Raw genomic sequence first — 19,900 nt, forward strand, 5'->3', positions numbered from 1 at the left:
TCAGCACTAATTTGTATGGTATTAGTTTTACCTAACTCATGTGTAAAAAAAATTACTCAACTACAATCATCTCAGCATCAGCCTTACGAAGGGATAACTCGTATCCTCTTACGGTAACTTCAACTGGATCTCCAAATGGTGCGACTTTCCTTACAAAGATGTCAACGCCTTTTGTGATGCCCATATCCATAATTCTTCTCTTTATCGGACCCTCACCAGTCAGCTTGGTTACCTTAACTGTTTTTCCGCATGGAATTTCCTTTAATGTCATCTCTATTTCTCCTTCTTTAGCCTACCAATATCTTATTGGCCATATCTTTTCCGATTGCTACTCTGGAATCTTTAACATTAACGATCATGTTTCCACCAATTTCAGAAACAACGGTTACAATCCCACCTGTTACAAAACCCAGGTTTTCTAAAAACCGTCTTGTCTCTTCTTTTCCTCCAACCTTGCGGATCACGTTCGGTTCACCAGCTTTCATCATTGTCAAAGGCATCATTCGTCATCTTCTTTCTTTATATAATTTTTAATGATAATCATTTCCATATCCTGTAGGTTAGTATATGCTAACCTACAGAAGTTGTCAAGATTTATTTTGATTTTTTTTATCAATAATTTTATATTTGATGTTACAGCGACGGTGTGATATACTAAAATAACTATTTTAGATTGAGGTGACGCTAATTATGCATACCAATGAATCATCAGAAAACTATCTGGAAGTCATACTTGTTTTAAGTAAAACTCGCCCGGTAGTACGATCTGTGGATGTGGCGGAAGAACTTGGTTTTAAAAAATCCAGTGTCAGCGTTGCGATGAAGCATCTGCGAGAACGAAATCACATTACGGTTACAAAAGAAGGATACATCTATCTAACAGAAGATGGGAAAGCCATTGCTGAGATGATCTATGAGAGACACCAGTTTCTATCTGATTGGCTCGTCACTCTTGGAGTATCTAAGGAGATTGCTGACGAAGATGCTTGCCGGATTGAACACGTCATAAGCAAAGAAAGCTTTGAAGCACTGAAAAAGCAAATGATATAAAAAGGACCGATACCCGGTCCTTTTTTTAATCTCGTTTACCAGATCTTTACCCGTTTATCAGGAGGAACATACATGGCATCTGTTTCCTTGATCTCAGGATAAGCTTCATAGAACTCATCTGTGGCACTTAACACTGCGTTGACTCTTACCTTTGCCGGGGAATGGACATCAGTGTTCAACCGCTTAATCATGGCCTCCTTCGTATACTTGGAAGCCCATATGGTGGCATACTGACGAAAGAGAAGGCGGAAATCTTCCATGTCATTCCCTGCGATCTTGGTGATGCTAGAGAGGGCACCTAGATCCGCAATATTTTCATTTAAGGTCTGGGCACCACTCACATGACGTCCCTCAAATCCCTCTTGATTATCATAATAGGCTTCCACCTGGCTTGCCAGTTCTTTGAATTTTGCCCGATCTTTGTCCGTCCACCATACATGATAGTTTCCATTTTCATCATACTGAGAACCAGAAGAATCAAAGGCATGGCTGATCTCATGGGCAATAACCATGCCAATCCCTCCAAGGTTTGATGCGAATTTAGCTTTCGGATCATAAAAAGGAGGCTGTAAGATGGCTGCCGGAAATACAATTTCATTCCCTGTTGGATTATAATAAGCATTAACAGTCTGAGGCGTCATGCCCCATTCCCCTTTATCCACCGGTTTTCGTACCTTTTCCTTTTGCACATCATTTTTGGCTTTTACCAGGGAAAGTACATTGCTTATAAGGTTTCCTCCCTTTTCTGTGGAAAGAACCTGTGCTTTTTCATAATCATTGGGCCACTGATCTGGGTAGCCTATTTTTAGAGTCATATGATCAAGTTTCTTTATTGCTGCCGCTTTTGTATCTTCTCCCATCCAGTCAAGGGCCATAATCTGTTTTTTATATACTTCAAGAATCTGTTCCACCATATCCCTGATGGATTCTTTATCTTCCTGGGAAAAACTCTTTTCCACATAGAGACGCCCAAATTCAAACCCAAGCATATCCTGTGTCATCTCACTTGCCAGTTTATCGTCTGTTTTATTTTCCTTAATCCCATTTTGGATTTTGTTCCATTCCATACGGTTATCCCGAATCTCAGGCGTCAGATACCCAGCAAAATCATTGAGCAAGCAAAATACCGCGTAATTCTTTAAAAGGGGAAGATTATCCTCTTTTAGATATTCATTTATTTTCTTCATCTGTTCCACGTCGGTCACAACGAAGTGGTCCGAATCCTTAAGTCCCGCTGCCTTAAGGAATCCTTCCATGGCCTCATCTGGAAACAACTCTTTTAATTGATCAGAAGTATAAGGATTGTAAATGATTCCAGGATCGTTTTGCCGACTCAAAGAAAGAGCACTTTTTGCCAAATCTTTTTGAAATGTCAAAATATCCGCTCCTGCCTTTTTCGCCTCTTCTTGGGTTAAACCGGAGTATTCCATGGTTTTATCAATGTAGGTCTGGTAATTCTCTAAAAGTGCTGATAAGGTCTCATCTTCCAACGTTTCTTTTCCAGGACCTAAATCAGCTCCGTTTAGATACAAGGCATACCGTGTGGAGTCCTTCATATCTTCCGTCCACTGGGGAAGAATCAGGCTTCCAAAACCGATGTCAGAATAGATTGTTCCCAAAGCCTTCATATATTCTGCCACACTACAAGCACCTTTGATGCTATCTATATAAGGCTTTAGTGTTCCTAGTCCAGCCTTTTCTCTGCCATCCATATCCATGGCGGTCAGATACAAATCTCCAATTTTTTGCTGAATGGAACCTGTTTTTGCATTTGCCCGATCATTTACCGCACCTTTTAGCACCTCATTTAAGATCTCATAAGCTTCCTTGTCTAGATCATAAAAATAACTCCATTGGTTGGAATCCTTTGGTATCTCTTTTTCGCTTAGCACTTTTTGATTTACATAATCATAGTAATCACTTACTAGCAACTTCCTCTCCTCTTCCGACTGGGCGCTTTCTGCCTTACCTGAAACATTGACTGGCTGAGCAGCGGTCTGCTCCGGTTCTGGTGCTGTCTCCTTTTTTCTGCTGCATCCATTTAAGATAAATGACAGTACCAGAAAAAGTGCCAGGAATAAACTGAATTTTCTTTTCATAGTTTCCCCTTTCTTTTTCGTTCCTTTTTTGGACTCAAAAAAGGAAGTGGATTGCTCCACTTCCTTATCTGTCATATATCTTATTATGTTTAAGCTTCGTCAGAATATACAGGCGCTTCATCATATTCGTCCTGTGCCTGAAGTGCTTTGATACTTAAACTAATCTTTTTGTCATCTTCGTTGAAATCAACGACTCTTGCTTCGATTTCCTGGTTAATAGAAAGTACATCAGATGGCTTCTCTACGTGCTCTCTGGAAATCTGGGATACATGAAGAAGTGCGTCAACGCCTGGCTCTAACTCAACGAATGCGCCAAAGTCAGTCATACGTGCTACTCTTCCTGTTACTACGTTGCCTACTGCGTATTTATCAGAAGCATCTTTCCATGGGTTTGTCTCAGCGAACTTTAAGCTTAAGGCAATCTTATCGCCATTAATGTCCTTGATTAATACTTCAACTTTTTCTCCAGCCTTGAATGCTTTCTTAGGGCTTTCTACTCTGCCCCAGCTCATTTCGGAGATATGAAGTAAACCATCAGCGCCGCCAAGATCGATGAATGCACCGAAATCAGTAACGTTCTTAATAGTTCCTTCAACAATATCGCCAGTATGGATTCTGCTGAATAATTCCTTCTGTAATTCTGCTCTCTTAGCAACCATAAGCTGCTTTCTGTCGCCGATGATTCTTCTTCTCTTAGGATTGAATTCTGTAATGATGAATTCAATTTCTTTATCTGCATATTTAGATAAATCTTTCTCATAAGAGTCAGAAACAAGGCTAGCAGGAATGAATACTCTTGCACCGTCTACGACAACACTTAAACCGCCGTCAAGAACCTGAGCAACTTTAGCAGTTAATACTTCGTGGTTTTCAAATGCTTCTTCCAGCTTCTTGTTGCCTCTGTCTGCTGCAAGTCTCTTGTAGGATAAAGCAACCTGTCCTTCACCATCGTTAACTCTAGTAACTTTGGCTTCCATTTCATCTCCAACCTGTACAACAGTTGTAAGATCTAAATTCTGGTCATCCGAGTATTCACTACGTGGGATGGTGCCGTCAGACTTGTAACCTATATTCAAGACGATTTCATCTTCTTTTACGTCGATGACTTTACCAGTGACGATCTCTCCTGTACGTATGGTTTTCAATGATTCTTCTAACATTTGTTCAAAACTTAACTCTGACATTAGTATGAACCTCCTCGATAATATGATTCGGGGTTGAAGCCCCGGCTGTAATACCTACGCTGCGCACAGAATTTACACAATCAGGATCTAAATCACCTAGTGTCTGGATATAGTAAGTATTCTTACACTCCCTTCGGCATATCTCGTATAGCTTCTGGGTATTAGAACTGCTTTTTCCACCTACAACAATCATGGCATCCACTTCTGAAGCTATCCGCCTTGCTTCCACTTGTCTTTCCTGTGTTGCATTGCAAATCGTATTTAAAACAAGTATATCATACCTCGTTTCAGAAAATTTATCAACTAAATCTTGAAATTTCTTGTAATTAAATGTCGTCTGTGATACAATACACAGCCTTTCTCCTTCTACTAAAGGTAAAGTTTCCACTTGTTCGGGTGTTTCCACAACTAGAGTATTTGCATTTCCCCAGCCTTTAATACCTTGTACTTCAGGATGCGATTCATTTCCGATTATAATGATACGTCTTCCATCTTGATTTTGTTCCTGGGCGACTTTGTGTATCTTCCTTACATAAGGGCAGGTGGCATCAATAATCTCAATGCCGTTTCCTTCCAAGATATCGTAAACTCTCTTTCCAACTCCATGAGACCTTATAACGACGACAGCATCTCTGATGGTTTGAAGTTCTTCTTCTGTCTCAATTACCTTAACTCCCTTTTCCTCCAGATCCCTTACTACTTCTTCGTTATGAATGATGGGACCGAAGGTATAAATGGGCTTATCGTTTCGTTTCAGCTGTTCATAAACCTGGTCCACGGCTCGTTTTACGCCGAAGCAGAATCCTGCTGATTTTGCAACTACCACTTCCATGATTACTTCTTCCCTTCCTTTTTTCTTTCAAGGAACAATTCTAAAATCCGCTCTTCCACCATTTTTTTTGGCAAAGAGGAGGAATCCAAAAGGATGGCATCCTCAGCCTGTTTTAACGGGGAATGCTCCCGGTTCATATCCCGGTTGTCCCTCTCAATGATATCTTTTTCTATGTCTTCCAAAGTAAATTCCCCTTGGTTATCTTTAAGTTGCGCAAATCTTCTCTTTGCCCGAACCCGACTGCTTGCAGTTAGATATATCTTTAAATCTGCATCAGGAAGGACACAGGTTCCGATATCTCTGCCATCCATGATTACATTTTCTTTTCTGGCAAGTTCCTTTTGAAGCTCCACCAGTTTTTCCCTTACTGGCATATATACAGAGGTTGCAGAGGCCATATCACTAACTTCTCCGGTGCGAATGAGACCAGAGACATTTTCTCCGTTTAAGATCACCTGCTGTTCTCCGTTTTCGTATGATATGGTCACCTTTACGTCTTTAGTAGCCTGAGAGATGGCTGCTTCATCCGTTGGCGTAATGCCCATTCTTAAAAAATGAAGAGCCATGGCACGGTACATCGCCCCCGTATCAACATACACGAAATGAAGCTTTTCTGCTACGGATCTTGCAATGGTGCTTTTTCCAGCTCCTGCTGGGCCGTCGATTGCTATATTATAAATCTCTGTCATCATTTGTCTTTCTCCTCTCCAGCCGCAGTTCCAGCCGCCCATCCTGTGGACCAGGCGATCTGTAAATTAAAGCCTCCGGTCACCGCATCAAGATCTAAAACCTCTCCTGCAAAATAAAGTCCGGGAACCAGCTTTGATTCCATGGAAGAAGGATTAACCTCTTTTACGGTAACTCCACCCTGGGTAATGATGGCCTCATTGTAGGCACGAAGCACGGTGAGAGTAAGGGTAAATGCTTTCGTGAGTTCAATGATTCTTATGCGTTCTTCTTTTGTAATCTCATTGACCTTTTTTTCCGGTGAAATCTGACTTCTGTCTATCATAACAGGAACCAGTTTGGCCGGATAAAGTTGATTCAAAGAATTCTTAAACTGTTTATTCATAGCCTCATCAAAATCCCGTAATAGCCTGTTATCTAGCTGCTCTACGGTCAGCGCGGGCTTTAGATCAATGGATAAGGTCAATGGACCTTTTTTTAGTTCCTTTGCAGCATAGCTGCTGGCGCTTAAGAGCACTGGTCCGCTGACACCATAATGGGTAAAGAGCATTTCCCCAAACTCCTGGTAGACGATCTTTTTCCCTCTTGAAATCGTTGCCTCTATATTGCGAAGGGATAAGCCTTGAAGCTCTTTTATCATAGGCTCCTCTACTACAAAGGGAACAAGGGCTGGAGAGAGTTCTGTGACAGTATGACCCGCTTCTTTTGCAAGCTCATAGCCATCTCCCGTTGATCCGGTTAACTGATAGGAAAAACCACCACAAGCTATGATCACGGAATCTGCCATAAACTGTTCTTTCTTTCCGCTAATATTTACCACAAGTCCGGTTATGGAACCGGATTCTATTAAAAGCTTTTTTACGTCTGCACGGTAGTGAATGGTAACCCCTAAATCCAGGAGTCTCTGATTCAAAACACGAATTACATCAGAAGATTTATCTGATGCAGGGAATACCCGGTTTCCGCGCTCAGTTTTAAGCGTGCATCCAAGTTCTTCTAAAAGATTCATCATATCAAAATTGGTAAAGCCATAAAAACTGCTGTATAAAAATTTGGCATTGGTCACAACGTTACCAAACAATTCTTCCGTATCACAGGCATTGGTCACGTTACAACGACCTTTTCCCGTAATAAAAACCTTTTTTCCAAGCTTTTCATTTTTCTCAAAAATATGGACGGTACTGCCCTTCATGGCTGCTGCTATACCAGCCAGCATCCCTGCAGCGCCACCGCCCACGATTAAAACCGTATTCATGCCGTATCCTCCTGGTTCATTCACTCCATTTCTACTTTACACGAAAAAGGAGGAAAATACAAGCGGTCACGTATTTTTCTTTGCCTCACTTATCTTAGCTTCCAGGGCTTCCACCACTGTTTTTAAGATCTTTACTCTGGCATAATATTTACAGTTTCCTTCTACTACAATCCAGGGAGCATATGTGGTGGAGGTGCGGACTAACATCTCATTAACAGCCTCTTCATACTCATCCCACTTCTCTCTGTTTCTCCAGTCTTCATCCGTTATTTTCCATTGTTTTAAGGGATCTTCGGATCTTGCCCTAAACCGACGCTCCTGCTCATCTTTATCAATATGAATCCAAAACTTTAAGACCACGGCTCCAGCATTTGCCATGTGATCTTCCATCTCATTAATCTCCTGATACGCCTGCTTCCACTGATTCTCACTGCAAAAGCCCTCAATCCGCTCCACCAGAACACGACCGTACCAGGTGCGGTCAAAGATTGCGATATGACCAGACCTTGGAACATTGTTCCAGAACCGCCAAAGGTAATGATGAACCCGTTCCATATCATTAGGAGCAGATGTGGGATATACTTTATACCCCCTTGGGTCCAGATGACTGGTAAGCCGTCTGATGGCGCCACCTTTTCCAGCTGCATCCCAGCCCTCAAAACCAATGATTGCCGGGATTTTCAACCGGTATATCTGGCTGTGAAGCTGCTCTAAACGCTCCTGTAAAACATCAATTTCTCTTTTATATTCTTCCTTTGTCAAGGTCTTTGTTAGGTCAACTCCAGACAGAACTCCATTTTGGTACTCTTTTGTGCGGATTGGAACTTCTTTTTCCTTTCTTTCCCCCCGGGATAAGCAAAGGTGATACGCCTCTTCCAATCGGTCTGCCACATGGGTCATGATTTTCACTGCTGCATAATCCTTATCCATTGCTTCTATGATGGTCCAAGGAGCAAAGTCCGTATCTGTCTTTTCAAGCATTTCTTCACAAATACTTAGAAACTTGTCATATTCTTTATTTCTTCGCCAGTCATCTGAAGAAACTCTCCAACTGGTATCCTTTGAGGCATCCAGTTTTTTTAACCGGCTCTTTTGCTCCTTTTGAGAAATGTAGAGAAACAGTTTTATAATGACCATGCCATCATCCGTAAGCTGTCGTTCAAAGGACTGGATGTCCTTATATGCTCCCGCCATGTCACACTCTTTTATCTTTCCGTCAAAACGCTCCATGGTCACCTGACGATACCAGCTTCTGTCAAAGAGGGCGATTCTGCCTTGAGCCGGTAGCTTTGTCCAAAAACGCCATAGAAACGGGCGCATCCGCTCTTCCTTGGTTGATTTATCATTGGCATACACATCAAATCCCCTTGGATCAAGTGCCTGTATCAGATGATTAATCTGGGTCCCTTTTCCAGATGCTCCCATGCCTTCAAATACAATTGATACTGGAATCTTCGCATCCTTAAGCTTACGCTGCAGCTCTCCAAGACGTAGTGTTTGTTCCTTGATTTTTTCTTTATAATCACCTTGATCAATTTTTTTCAATAAATCGATTTTCTCTAGCATAAACGGTCCCTCCTCTAATTAAGCTGTTATGCCTTCAGATGGGAAAATACGTTTGCCACCTCTGGCATAACCTGGCTGATCTTTATCATCTGTGGACATTCTTCTTCACAACGGTGGCATGCCATACAACTCTCAGCATTGATCGATATGTTGCGATACCCTTCCACTGCTTCCTCTTCTTTGTGGGCAGCCGTCATATTATAAAGGGTAAATATATCTGGAATCGGAAGTCCAAATGGACAAGGAAGGCAGTAACGACAACCGGTGCATCCCACTAGGGCCATGGAATCATACACTTCCTTTGCCTTTTTATAGATTTCTTTTTCCTCTTTGGTTACCATATGAATATGGCTTCTGTCTCCATATAGAAGGTTTTCTTCCAACTGAGTCTCATCACTCATACCACTTAATAACAAGCTGACCTCTGGCTGATCCCATATAAAGTCCAGGGCATATTCCACACAGGATTTATCTTCTTTAAATAACTCTTTTACATGAGCGGCAGGAGTGGCTAGCTTTCCACCCAAAAGCGGCTCCATTACTACTACGGCAAGCCCCTTAGAAGCTGCCTCTTTTAAGCCTTTTTCACCTGCCTGATGAGTAAGGTCCACGTAGTTATACTGGATTTGGCAAAAATCCCATCCATCATAATAATCTAGGATATCCTGAAACACGTCATATGAATCATGGAAGGAAAAACCAAGATATTTAATCTTTCCTTGTTCCCTTGCTTTTTCCATTTTCTTTACGAGATCAAATTTTTTCACCGTATCTTCAAACCGGTCCCTGCTAAGTGCATGAAGAAGATAAAAATCAATATGGTCAGTTTGCAGCTTTTCTAACTGCTCTTCTAAAATAAGCTCAAAATCCTCTTCCTTTTCAAGCTTCCAGACCGGACACTTGGTGGCTAGATATGTCTTTTCCCGGTAGCCATCTAAAAGTGCGTTTCCTACGATCCGCTCACTTTCTCCTTGATGATAAGGATACGCTGTGTCTATGTAATTTACTCCTTCATCAATGGCATGACGGATCATCTTAATTGCACGTTCTTCATCCACCTGATTGTTATCGAGTACGGGAAGTCTCATGGCTCCAAACCCTAGTGCTGATACTTTTAAACCTGTTTTTCCAAATTCACGATACTGCATAATAAAACCTCCGCATGTGTATTTAATAAAACAATTGTATCACAATCAGCCACACATAAAAATAGTTTTTATCTTAGGGCGTGTCTGAAAACTGCTTGTTTCAAGATGTACGTTACTCTTTGTGGGAGATTTGTTCCAGATGAAGGCGGCGTAGTGGGCTACGCCAACTGAATTTGGAGCAAATATACTGCGAAGTGGGACGTGCAGATTGGAGCGATGAGTTTTCAGACACACCCTAAAAAAGAAAGACAGGAAACACAGCTTTTTTGCTCTGCTTCCTGTCTTATTCTTATACTTCTGTCATAATAAAGATATCGTAAATAGCCTTAATTGCTTCCTCAAAGTCTGCATTCTTAACGCCGATTATTATGTTTAGTTCACTGGAACCCTGATCAATCATCTTAACGTTCACTCTGGAATGAGCCAGTGCTGAGAAGATTCTTCCGGCAGTCCCTCTGGTCGCCTTCATTCCCCGCCCTACTACGGCTACTAAGGCTAGGTCTGATTCCATCTCAATGAAATCCGGTTCCACGGCCCGATGGATTCCTGCGATTACGGACTGCTCAAACTCTTCAAATTCCGATTGATGGACAAAGATCGTCATGGTATCAATGCCTGATGGCATGTGTTCAAAAGATACACCGTATCGTTCGAATACCTCTAACACCTTTCTCCCAAAGCCCACTTCCGCATTCATCATGGCTTTTTCAATGTTAATGGAGCAAAAACCTTTTTTTCCTGCGATTCCTGTAATGGTATAATTGGGTTTTTTGCAGGTGCTTTCTACAATTACGGTTCCTTTATCTTCTGGACAATTGGTATTTCTGATATTAATAGGAATGCCTTCTTTTCTTACGGGGAAGATGGCATCCTCATGAAGCACACTTGCACCCATATAGGCCAGTTCCCTTAGTTCTCTGTATGTAATGGTTTCAATGACTTCAGGATTTTTGATAATCCTTGGATCTGCTACCAAAAAGCCCGACACATCGGTCCAATTTTCATACATGTCAGCATGAATGGCCTTTGCAACAATAGAACCTGTTATATCAGAACCACCTCTGGAAAAGGTTTTAATGGTTCCATCTTTTTTCGCTCCATAAAAGCCTGGTATTACGGCTTTTTCCACATGCTCCAGGCGATCCCCCAGCTCTTTGTCTGTAAGGTCCGCTAAAAAGCTTCCGTCTGTATCAAAGAAGATCACTTCAGCCGCGTCTATAAATTCGTAGCCCAGATACTCTGCCATTACCATTCCGTTTAAATATTCACCTCTAGAAGCCGCATAATCCTTTCCGGCCTGTTTGAGGAAATTCTCTTCAATGGTGGAAAATTCAAAATCCAGATTTAGGTTTAAACTAAGACCGTCAATGATTTCATCGTAACGTTCTCTGATTTTCTCTAATATCTTTTTATAGCTTTTTCCTTGAGTTGCTGCCTCATAACACTGATACAGCATATCAGTCACTTTTTCGTCCTTGTCACTACGCTTTCCAGGTGCGGAAGGGACCACATACCGCCTGCTTTTGTCTCCCCGAATGATATCTCCAACCTTTTTAAACTGCTTTGCGCTGGCCAAAGAGCTGCCTCCGAATTTTACAACTTTTTTCATAGCGTCTCTCTCCTTTGATACAGGTTATTATGTGGATATTTAACGGAAATAATATCCCAATTACTTTCTGATGTCAAGCATTTTTCAAATAGATTGCATATTTTTCCATTTTTATGAATAAATAATCTATCTGATTCCCTGGGTTTTTAAATTAGAGTTTCCATTTCTAAGTTTACTTTTTCTTCGCAGGAACGCATGGCAAGTATGGTTTTCTCAAATAAATCATCAAGGGTCCAGTCAAGAGCTTCCGCCCCCTTTGCGATTACATCTCTGGAACATCCGGCTGCAAATTTCTTGTCCTTAAACTTTTTCTTCAGGCTTGAAATCTCCATATCCAACACGCTTTTTGATGGACGCATTCTGGCTGCTGCACCGATGAGTCCGGTGAGTTCATCTGCTGCAAATAAAATCTTTTCCATGGTGTGTTCTGGTTTCACGTCTACGCAGATTCCATATCCATGGCTTACAATGGCCCGCACCAGCTCTTCTTCTGCTCCAATTTCAGCTAAGAGCTCAGGAGCCTTTTTACAGTGTTCCTCTGGGAATTCTTCAAAATCAACATCATGGAGAAGCCCAGCTAGTCCCCAGAATTCTACCTCATCTAGATATCCCATTTCATCTGCGTACCACTTCATGACCCCTTCTACGGTCAGACCGTGAAGCAGATGGAAGGGTTCTTTATTATATTTCATAAGCAGTTTTAATGCTTCCAGTCTGGTAACTGTTGTTTTCATCCTATTCCTCTCCTTCTCATAACGTTCAGATGATTCTTTCATCATATTACATTTATACCGCTTTCACCTGTTACTTGAATTCCATGTTTCTCTAAAAGCTCCGCTGTCATACCGCTTCCTTCTATTTTTGAACCGGAAAAAGTGCCATCATAAATAACTCCATGTCCACAAGACGGACTGCGCTCCTTTAATATGGCACGTTTGCAGCCGTATAGCTTGCCGATTTTTAATGTTTCATTCGCACCCTCTTTAAAAAAGCTTGTCACGTCCTGCCCTTGCTGATTCATTACCAAGCCATCCCTTTGCCTCTCTGCCGGTTCTCTTGGAGTCATAAGACCTCCTAGCTGCTCCGGGCAGACTGGAATCAAATTATAATGCTCCATCAGGGATAACACTTCTTCCCTTTTGCCATTTCCACCGTCATAGCGGCAATTCACCCCCAAAAGGCAAGCACTTACCAGTATGTTTTCTCTTTTCTCTTCCACCTTAGAGCCTCCTTTCATAAATCCTACTCTAACAAAAAAAAGAAAGAGGTTCAATCCCCTTTTTTAAGATTGAACCTCTGATTGCTTCTTTATTTTCGTTCTACGATTTCATCAATGATTCCGTAGGCCTTGGCTTCCTGCGCTGTCATATAATGATCACGGTCCGTATCCCGTTCTATTTCTTCTGTGGTATGCCCAGTATTTTCAGCCATGATTCGGTTTAGTTTGTATTTATCCATTTCAAGCTTTTTCGTGAATATAGATATATCTGAGGCTTTTCCCCCAATACTTTGAACCGCTACCTGATGGATCATGATTTCAGCATTTGGCAGGGCAAATCGTTTTCCCTTTGTTCCACCAGCCAAAAGAAATGCTCCAAAGCTTGCTGCAAAACCAAGACAAATGGTGGAAACGTCACATTTAATATGTCTCATAGTATCGTAAATAGCAAATCCTGCCGTGACAGAGCCGCCTGGACAATTAATGTAAAACGAGATATCCTTTGACGGGTCCTCAGCCTCTAAAAACAGAAGTTGTGCCACGATCAGCCTTGCAGATTCATCACTTACTTCTTCTCCAAGAAAGATGATCCGCTCTTTTAACAAACGGGAAAAGATATCGTAGCTCCGCTCTCCTGCCGATGTCTTCTCAATGACATAAGGTACAAAACTCATGCGGCGCACCTCCTTTCATCTGCCTGCCTGGAGATAATTTCCATTCTTCTTAACTCTTTACAGATTCCATTTTCTCTGTACGTCTTTGGCGTACAACCAAAGGCCTGTTTAAACGCCAAAGTAAATGCCTGCTGGGACTGATAAGATGCCTCAAAGGCAATGTCAGAGATGGAATATGTTTCCTCCTCCACAAGCTTTCTTGCTGCCTCTGAAAGCCTTCGTTCCTTAATATAGCGATGTAGCGTGCATCCAGTCATTTCAAAAAACATACGATTTAAATGAAACTTGGAATATCCGGCATGAGTTGCAATTGTTTCCAGATCCAGTCTTTCCTCTAAAGACATCTTTGCTTCTATATATTCAGTCACATCTTTGATTGCACTTTTCTTCTCAACCATGTTCCACCTCCTTAATATGATTTTGATTATATCAGTTCTTATCTTCATTGTCTTAATAAAAAATGCGGTTATTTTCGAGGTTTTTCCATAAAATAGAGGAATCTGCACAATTTGTACCACCTCATACAGATAAAATAATTCAAGAGGGCTATAATATCAGTAAATCCTACTATTTTGGTAGAAAAAACAATGACATTTCCCTTAAAATATAGTATACTTTTAATTGATAAGATAGTTCGAACGAAAGAAAGGAAGGCTGCAACATGTATTGTGTAAAAAAAATCAACGACGATTTATACTGGGTCGGGGGAAGTGACCGCCGTCTGGCTCTGTTCGAGAACGCTTACCCGATTCCGAGAGGAATTTCCTATAATTCTTATGTCATGCTAGACGAGAAGACTGTACTGTTTGATACCGTTGACCGGGCGATTACTGGACAATTTTTGGAAAATGTGGAAGCTGTGCTTGATGGACGGAACCTAGATTATATTATTGTCAATCATATGGAGCCGGATCACTGTGCTACCTTAGGAGAGATCGTAAGAAGGTATCCGGATGTACAGGTCGTATGCAATGCAAAAACAGTTCCCATAATTAACCAGTTTTACGAATTTGGTGTTGATTCCAGAGCAATCATTGTAAAAGAAGGAGATACCTTAAGTACCGGTAAGCACAACTTTACCTTCTATCTGGCTCCTATGGTCCACTGGCCGGAAGTTATGGTCACTTATGATACTACGGATAAGGTCCTTTTTTCAGCCGATGCCTTTGGTACCTTTGGCGCTATGAATGGAAATATATTTGCTGACGAATTGAATTTTGAGCGGGACTGGCTTGATGATTCCAGAAGATATTATTCCAATATTGTGGGCAAATACGGCCCATCTACCATGACACTATTAAAGAAACTTGCGACACTTGATATTCAACTTCTCTGCCCGCTTCACGGCCCTGTATGGCGATCAGATATTAACTGGTACGTGGATAAGTACCTTTTGTGGAGCAGTTATGAGCCGGAAGAAAAATCCGTTATGATCGCTTATGGTTCTATCTACGGCAACACAGAGAATGCTGCCAATATACTGGCCTGCCGCTTAGCAGATCAGGGTGTCAAAAACGTGGTAGTCTATGATGTAGCTGTTACACATCCGTCCGTGCTGATATCAGAAGCATTCCGGTGCAGCCATCTGGTATTTGCTTCCGCGACTTACAACAGCGGTATCTTTAGCAGCATGGAACACCTGCTTATGGATATGAAATCCCATAATGTACAAAACCGTACAGTTGCTCTCATGGAGAATGGTACCTGGGGAATTACAGCAGGTAAAAAGATGGCTGAAATCATTTCACAGATGAAAAACATGACCATACTTGATGATATGATTACCATTAAGTCTTCTGTAAAAGAAGATCAGCTTACAGAAATCAATGCTATGGCTGAAGCTATCGTAAAAACTTTATAATATCAGGTCAATGTAAAACCCCTCCCGGGATACAGCGTATCAGCTGAACCTGGGAGGGGTTTTTTATGAATTGGATTCTATTATCACAGGATTTATTATCTTTTGCAGTACCAGTAAAAATGCAGCGGCGCAAATTGCCCATCTTATTAAACCTCCTACATAAACCAATTGGATGGCATCAAATATCATACTACCGATATTTGCCAGGATTAGGATCTCTCTTGCTTTTTTCCTATAGAATTCTTTCTCTTTCTCATCCAGTCTCTTATTCTCATTATCAGCCGGACTCATAACATAAATAATTACGTCAGATAAGGCCAATAATCCCCACAACAAGAACTGATTTATTGTAAAATGAGATAATAAAAGGATTATAAAAATATAACAGCAGGAAAACAGATAACATCCTGTTTTGGTCTTTGCATGATATCCCCCTGCATTTCTTCTTAATGGTATCAAAACACTTCCAATTAGAATTAATTCCGGCACCCTTTGCAAACAGACTGCAATCCATAAATATGAAATACAATGAATGATTTTCAGAATCAGACACTCCATTCCAAATTTATAAATTTCAGCATCTTCTTCTGCAATAATATGATAATAGATTAGTCTTCTGGTAAAGGATTCTTCCCATGGTATCATACGGTACTTCGCCTTAGAATTTTCTTAATTTCTTTGCATTTTCAGGTAATTTTGGCTGGTATCCAATGAAAAAGCAGGAACTGTTTGCTTCTGTTTTAGCGGAACCCAAGATGATTTTTGATGCAATTTCCAGTGATAATTTCTTTAATTCATGTTTCATTTTAAATGCCTCCATTCTTTTTATTGTTATTAAAAATATATGATTCGTTCCTTGTATTATTCTGATTTACATACAATCTTAAGAATTGGAGCATATATCTTAAACTTCCATTACCTTTAGATTTGGTGAAACAATTAGATGTGCTTCTGTCTGATTCTGGACATCTTCTAGAGTGAATCCTGGAGCAATTTCCTTTAACACAAGTCCCTTATTGGGAACTACATCTATGACTGCCATATCGGTCACTATGGTCTTTGCTACTTTTGTGGCGGTCAAGGGAAGTCTGCATCTTCTAAGTATCTTTGGTGCTCCGTTTTTACTTACGTGCTCCATGGCTAAAATCACCTTTTTTGCTCCCACGACCAGATCCATGGCTCCACCCATACCAGGTACTTTTTTACCCGGAATCATCCAGTTGGCAACGTTTCCCTCTTCATCCACTTCCAAAGCTCCTAATACCGTAACATCTACGTGTCCGCCCCGTATAAGACTAAAGGAGAATGCGCTGTCAAAGTAACTGGCTCCTTTTACCGTAGTCACATAATTTCCACCTGCGTCAATACAGTTTAAAGATTCTTCCTCCTGGCTGGCATTGGGTCCCACGCCCATGATTCCATTTTCTGCTTCTAGCATGACATGAACATCTTCTGGTATGTAGTTAGCCACCATGGTTGGCATACCAATGCCAAGATTGACAACATCACCATCTTTTAATTCCTTTGCGATTCTTTTTGCAATCAATTCTCTCTTATCCATATTTTAACCCACCTTTACTATGGCATTAACTAAGACTCCAGGAACATTTACATGATTTGGTTCAATTTCTCCAATTGGTACAATCTCATTAACCTCAGCAATCACATAGTCCGCAGCCGTTGCCATGACAATATTAAAATTACGGGAAGAACCTCTGATGATCAAGTTACCGGCTTCGTCTGCTTTGTCTGCCTTAATGAAGGCTACATTTGCTTTTAAAGGCATCTCAAGAAGGTATTCCTTTCCCTGGATTTCAAGTTTTTCCTTGCCTTCTTCCACAATCGTACCAAGACCAACCGGGGTTAATACCCCTCCAAGACCAGCTCCACCAGAACGTATCTTCTCCGCTAAAGTGCCCTGTGGGAAAAGCTTAACCTCTGCTTCCCCTGACATCATAAGTCTTCCGGTTTCTGGATTAGAGCCAATATAGGATGCGAAGATACGTTTGACTCTTCCACTTTTTACAAGCTGAAATATGGATAGATCTTTGGTACCGGTATCATTTGATATAACGGTTAGGTCTTTGGCTGAATTTGTTTCTAATAACGCATTTACCAGATGCTCCGGGTGACCTCCTGCTAAAAAGCCACCTACCATGATTGCATCTCCATCTTTTACTTTTTCTACTGCTTCTTTGGCTGATAACAATTTACTTTTCATGTCTTAGTTCTCCTTTCTATCCTTTAAGTAATCATACATTACACTTGCATACGGAAGGGTTAAATCGGCAATGAAATGCCTTCCCTCCACGTAGGATTTAACGGGTAAATCAGCGACTGGCGCGTTGACGTGAGGAATTAAGTTTAATCTGGCAGGTCCTGACCAGGCCCCTTTTACAGTAATATCTTCCAGGTGATAAGAAACAAGCTGGGCAATGGCAGGGTTTCCGTCAACATCAGGAATTAATTTCAGATTTACCTGCTTTTTTGCTATGGTTTTTGCTATTTCAGTCTTATCAAGTGTGTTGTATTTAAAGGGCATCGTACCCGTTGCCACCAAAACGTTATTGTAAATTAACCTGCCGGTCAATGTTTCGGTCTCATCCACCCTCAGTGTAGGGTGGCCCCATTTTTTAGGGAATCCCCAGATTTCACGGCCTGCTAATATGGCAGGAGCATTATCTAGATACATCTGAGCAACAAAGTTGCACGCTTCTCCATGATAGGTACAGGGAATGACGATCCCGCTTTCTTCATATGAGCCTAAGCCTGAGGAATCAGGCATTTTAATCCATTCATATGTAACCGTATTGCTTCCGTCTGGCTCTAATGGTTCTGGAACCGCCTCACGGATTGCGGCTGGATCTGATTTGTAGGTGACAGTAAAAAATTCCCGGTTAATGAAACGGCACGGCGGGCGACCATAGCTGGCACTTGCCGCTGGCATTGATTGTAAGGATAAAACATCTTCTGACGTCATAATCATTTTCCTTTCCCTAAATGAAATCGTTTATATGTTAGCGTTTTCAACCAGCATCGCAATGCCCATGCCTCCGCCGATACATAAGGCAGCAACACCGTAATGTGCGGATCTACGTGTCATTTCATGAATTAAGGTAACCAGTACCCGGGCACCACTTGCCCCTAATGGATGCCCTATGGCAATTGCACCGCCATTGACATTTATCTTTGATGAATCGATCCCAAGCTCCCTTGTGGCGGCCACTGCCTGTGCCGCAAAGGCTTCATTTAATTCAAAAAGATCAATATCATTCACCGATAATCCCTGTTTTTTCAGTAGAGTCGAAACTGCTTTTACGGGGCCCATTCCCATATAAGCAGGATCAACGCCGACAAGGGAATAGCCCTTGATGAAAGCCGCTGGCTTTAAGCCATGCTCCCTACATGCTTCCTCTGACGCTACTATCATTGCTGCCGCACCATCGCTGATAGGGGAAGCATTTCCTGCCGTAACGGTTCCATCCTGTTTGAATACGGTTCTTAAGGTGGAAAGCTTTTCCTTAGACGTATCTGCTCTTACGTGTTCATCCTCTGTGAAGTGAATTTCTTCTTTTTTCTTTTTGATGATTACAGGAACAATCTGTCCGTCAAAAACCTTATTTTTCTGAGCTTCTGCTGCCCTTCTATTACTTTCATAAGAAAATTCATCCTGTTCTTGTCTGGTTACTTTATACTTTTCAGCCACATTTTCCGCAGTAAGTCCCATATGGTAATCATTGATGGCACAGGTTAGGCCATCACCAATCAGACTATCCACCAGCTCACTGTTTCCAAGTTTGTAGCCTTTTCTTGCATTTCGCAAAAGGTAAGGCGCATTTGTCATACTTTCCATACCTCCAGCTAACATAATGCTCCCATCTTCCGCTAAAATGGAATTGTAAGCAAGTGCAACTGCATGAAGGCCTGAGCCACAGAGCGTGTTTAATGTTGCCGCTGGTACCTCAACTGGTATTCCTGCTTTTATTGCCGCCTGTCTTGCTGGGTTCTGACCATTGCCAGCCTGGAGGACATTTCCCAAATAAACACTATCAATGAAAGAACTATCTAAATTACTTTGAAGAAGACATGCTTTTATAACGGTTGAACCTAATTCCATGGCACTTACGGGAGAAAGAGTGCCGTTAAAGGTTCCTACGGCTGTTCTTAAAGGACTTACTAAAGCTACTTTTTTCATAAATATTCATTCCTTTCATTTATTCGTTTGTCGGTTACCAATCAGAAATTATGATTTCAAATGTGAGACACGGTTTTATTCATGCGCTGCGTTATGTAGGGTGATTTTTCAAATTTTGAAGGTGCCTGTGGTGGTATCTTTTTGATTGATTCGTCATATTATTAGCTCCTTTCTTCTTTCATTTGTATCACAAGGGTATTTTGCTACTCTTATTCTGGTATTTCAATACTGGTTACATAACTTACAGTTTTTGTAGTATGAGTAACAGAAAAAGGAGCCAATACAAGATTAGCTCCCGAAACTTTTGATTCTGAGTTCTTAACAAAGAATTTGAAACATATATTAAAATTCAGCCTTCTTTTTTTTAATTCAAAAAGATAACAAGAATAATTATGGCTAAACTATGGTTCAAAGAATTACTCTATTTTAAAAATTTATTGTTATCTTTTTAAGTCAACGTCTTGTAAACAACTAGGTCGATACTCTACTTAAAAATATTTAAATATTTAAGATTATATAAG

The 19,900-nt window shown here is 41.1% G+C and carries 23 protein-coding genes; 2 read left to right on the forward strand and 21 right to left on the reverse strand.

The features are described 5' to 3' along the window. Positions 1-52 precede the first annotated feature (52 nt). Positions 53-271 carry a FeoA family protein gene (locus BET01_RS14655; RefSeq protein ID WP_120197550.1) on the reverse strand — a complete coding sequence of 73 codons (219 nt, stop codon included), beginning with the start codon at positions 269-271 and terminating at the stop codon, positions 53-55. Positions 272-287: 16 nt separating this feature from the next. After that, entirely contained in the window at positions 288-503 is a 216-nt protein-coding gene (locus tag BET01_RS14660; RefSeq protein WP_120197551.1) for a FeoA family protein, read from the reverse strand. Positions 504-690: 187 nt separating this feature from the next. On the opposite strand from BET01_RS14660, the gene BET01_RS14665 reads away from it, so the two are divergent. After that, on the forward strand, positions 691-1,050 hold the full coding sequence (locus tag BET01_RS14665) for a metal-dependent transcriptional regulator (RefSeq protein ID WP_120197552.1): 360 nt from the start codon (positions 691-693) through the stop codon (positions 1,048-1,050). A gap of 35 nt (positions 1,051-1,085) precedes the next feature. Here the strand turns inward: BET01_RS14665 and BET01_RS14670 are convergent, their stop codons facing one another. The 13 genes from BET01_RS14670 to BET01_RS14725 all read right to left on the reverse strand — a co-directional run bounded on the left by BET01_RS14670 (position 1,086) and on the right by BET01_RS14725 (position 13,721). Continuing rightward, entirely contained in the window at positions 1,086-3,149 is a 2,064-nt protein-coding gene (locus tag BET01_RS14670) for a M13 family metallopeptidase (protein WP_120197635.1), read from the reverse strand. Positions 3,150-3,238: 89 nt separating this feature from the next. Continuing rightward, positions 3,239-4,333: a 30S ribosomal protein S1 gene (gene rpsA / locus BET01_RS14675; RefSeq protein WP_120197553.1), complete on the reverse strand. Its 1,095-nt coding sequence runs from the start codon at positions 4,331-4,333 to the stop codon at positions 3,239-3,241. Then, the gene (ispH, locus tag BET01_RS14680; RefSeq protein WP_120197554.1) at positions 4,314-5,165 is read right to left on the reverse strand and encodes a 4-hydroxy-3-methylbut-2-enyl diphosphate reductase; all 852 of its coding nucleotides are present in this window, start codon (positions 5,163-5,165) and stop codon (positions 4,314-4,316) included. The genes rpsA and ispH overlap by 20 nt, the downstream gene beginning before the upstream one ends. Positions 5,166-5,167: 2 nt before the next feature. Beyond that, positions 5,168-5,854 carry a (d)CMP kinase gene (cmk, locus tag BET01_RS14685; RefSeq protein ID WP_120197636.1) on the reverse strand — a complete coding sequence of 229 codons (687 nt, stop codon included), beginning with the start codon at positions 5,852-5,854 and terminating at the stop codon, positions 5,168-5,170. Further along, positions 5,854-7,107 carry a BaiN/RdsA family NAD(P)/FAD-dependent oxidoreductase gene (locus tag BET01_RS14690; protein ID WP_120197555.1) on the reverse strand — a complete coding sequence of 418 codons (1,254 nt, stop codon included), beginning with the start codon at positions 7,105-7,107 and terminating at the stop codon, positions 5,854-5,856. The genes cmk and BET01_RS14690 overlap by 1 nt, the downstream gene beginning before the upstream one ends. 66 nt (positions 7,108-7,173) lie before the next feature. Next, a complete protein-coding gene (pap, locus tag BET01_RS14695) occupies positions 7,174-8,673 on the reverse strand; it encodes a polyphosphate:AMP phosphotransferase (protein ID WP_120197556.1) in 1,500 nt (499 codons plus the stop codon). A gap of 26 nt (positions 8,674-8,699) precedes the next feature. Next, positions 8,700-9,821 (reverse strand): aldo/keto reductase, encoded by a 1,122-nt coding sequence (locus BET01_RS14700; RefSeq protein WP_120197557.1) that lies wholly within the window; start codon positions 9,819-9,821, stop codon positions 8,700-8,702. A gap of 45 nt (positions 9,822-9,866) precedes the next feature. Further along, positions 9,867-10,055, reverse strand: a complete 189-nt coding sequence (locus tag BET01_RS22425; protein ID WP_408610171.1) for a DUF6783 domain-containing protein — start codon at positions 10,053-10,055, stop codon at positions 9,867-9,869. Positions 10,056-10,110: 55 nt separating this feature from the next. Beyond that, positions 10,111-11,430, reverse strand: a complete 1,320-nt coding sequence (locus BET01_RS14705; RefSeq protein WP_120197558.1) for an aspartate kinase — start codon at positions 11,428-11,430, stop codon at positions 10,111-10,113. A gap of 146 nt (positions 11,431-11,576) precedes the next feature. Then, a complete protein-coding gene (locus tag BET01_RS14710; RefSeq protein ID WP_120197559.1) occupies positions 11,577-12,164 on the reverse strand; it encodes a hydrolase in 588 nt (195 codons plus the stop codon). 41 nt (positions 12,165-12,205) lie between these two features. After that, a complete protein-coding gene (locus BET01_RS14715) occupies positions 12,206-12,667 on the reverse strand; it encodes a DUF523 domain-containing protein (RefSeq protein ID WP_120197560.1) in 462 nt (153 codons plus the stop codon). A gap of 71 nt (positions 12,668-12,738) precedes the next feature. Further along, positions 12,739-13,323, reverse strand: coding sequence for an ATP-dependent Clp protease proteolytic subunit (locus BET01_RS14720; protein WP_120197561.1), 585 nt, complete (start codon positions 13,321-13,323; stop codon positions 12,739-12,741). Continuing rightward, positions 13,320-13,721, reverse strand: coding sequence for a helix-turn-helix transcriptional regulator (locus tag BET01_RS14725; RefSeq protein WP_120197562.1), 402 nt, complete (start codon positions 13,719-13,721; stop codon positions 13,320-13,322). Before BET01_RS14725 ends, BET01_RS14720 begins: the two co-directional genes overlap by 4 nt. Positions 13,722-13,984: 263 nt before the next feature. Between BET01_RS14725 and BET01_RS14730 the strand changes: the two genes are divergently transcribed. Further along, on the forward strand, positions 13,985-15,184 hold the full coding sequence (locus BET01_RS14730) for an FprA family A-type flavoprotein (protein ID WP_120197563.1): 1,200 nt from the start codon (positions 13,985-13,987) through the stop codon (positions 15,182-15,184). A gap of 63 nt (positions 15,185-15,247) precedes the next feature. Here BET01_RS14730 and BET01_RS14735 read toward each other — a convergent pair whose 3' ends face one another. From BET01_RS14735 to BET01_RS14760, 6 genes are all read right to left on the reverse strand, one after another. Next, on the reverse strand, positions 15,248-15,829 hold the full coding sequence (locus BET01_RS14735; protein ID WP_120197564.1) for an accessory gene regulator B family protein: 582 nt from the start codon (positions 15,827-15,829) through the stop codon (positions 15,248-15,250). Between the two features lie 13 nt (positions 15,830-15,842). Then, complete coding sequence (locus BET01_RS14740; protein ID WP_120197565.1) at positions 15,843-15,989, reverse strand: cyclic lactone autoinducer peptide; 147 nt, start codon at positions 15,987-15,989, stop codon at positions 15,843-15,845. A 99-nt stretch (positions 15,990-16,088) separates the two neighbouring features. After that, positions 16,089-16,745 (reverse strand): 3-oxoacid CoA-transferase subunit B, encoded by a 657-nt coding sequence (locus BET01_RS14745; RefSeq protein ID WP_120197566.1) that lies wholly within the window; start codon positions 16,743-16,745, stop codon positions 16,089-16,091. 3 nt (positions 16,746-16,748) lie between these two features. Next, on the reverse strand, positions 16,749-17,405 hold the full coding sequence (locus tag BET01_RS14750) for a CoA transferase subunit A (protein WP_120197567.1): 657 nt from the start codon (positions 17,403-17,405) through the stop codon (positions 16,749-16,751). Positions 17,406-17,408: 3 nt separating this feature from the next. After that, positions 17,409-18,164 carry an acetoacetate decarboxylase gene (locus BET01_RS14755; protein ID WP_120197568.1) on the reverse strand — a complete coding sequence of 252 codons (756 nt, stop codon included), beginning with the start codon at positions 18,162-18,164 and terminating at the stop codon, positions 17,409-17,411. A gap of 30 nt (positions 18,165-18,194) precedes the next feature. Continuing rightward, a complete protein-coding gene (locus tag BET01_RS14760; protein ID WP_120197569.1) occupies positions 18,195-19,379 on the reverse strand; it encodes an acetyl-CoA C-acetyltransferase in 1,185 nt (394 codons plus the stop codon). Positions 19,380-19,900: the final 521 nt, after the last annotated feature.

This window comes from Lacrimispora algidixylanolytica, assembly GCF_003609635.1.
Classification (GTDB): Bacteria; Bacillota; Clostridia; order Lachnospirales; family Lachnospiraceae; genus Lacrimispora; species Lacrimispora algidixylanolytica.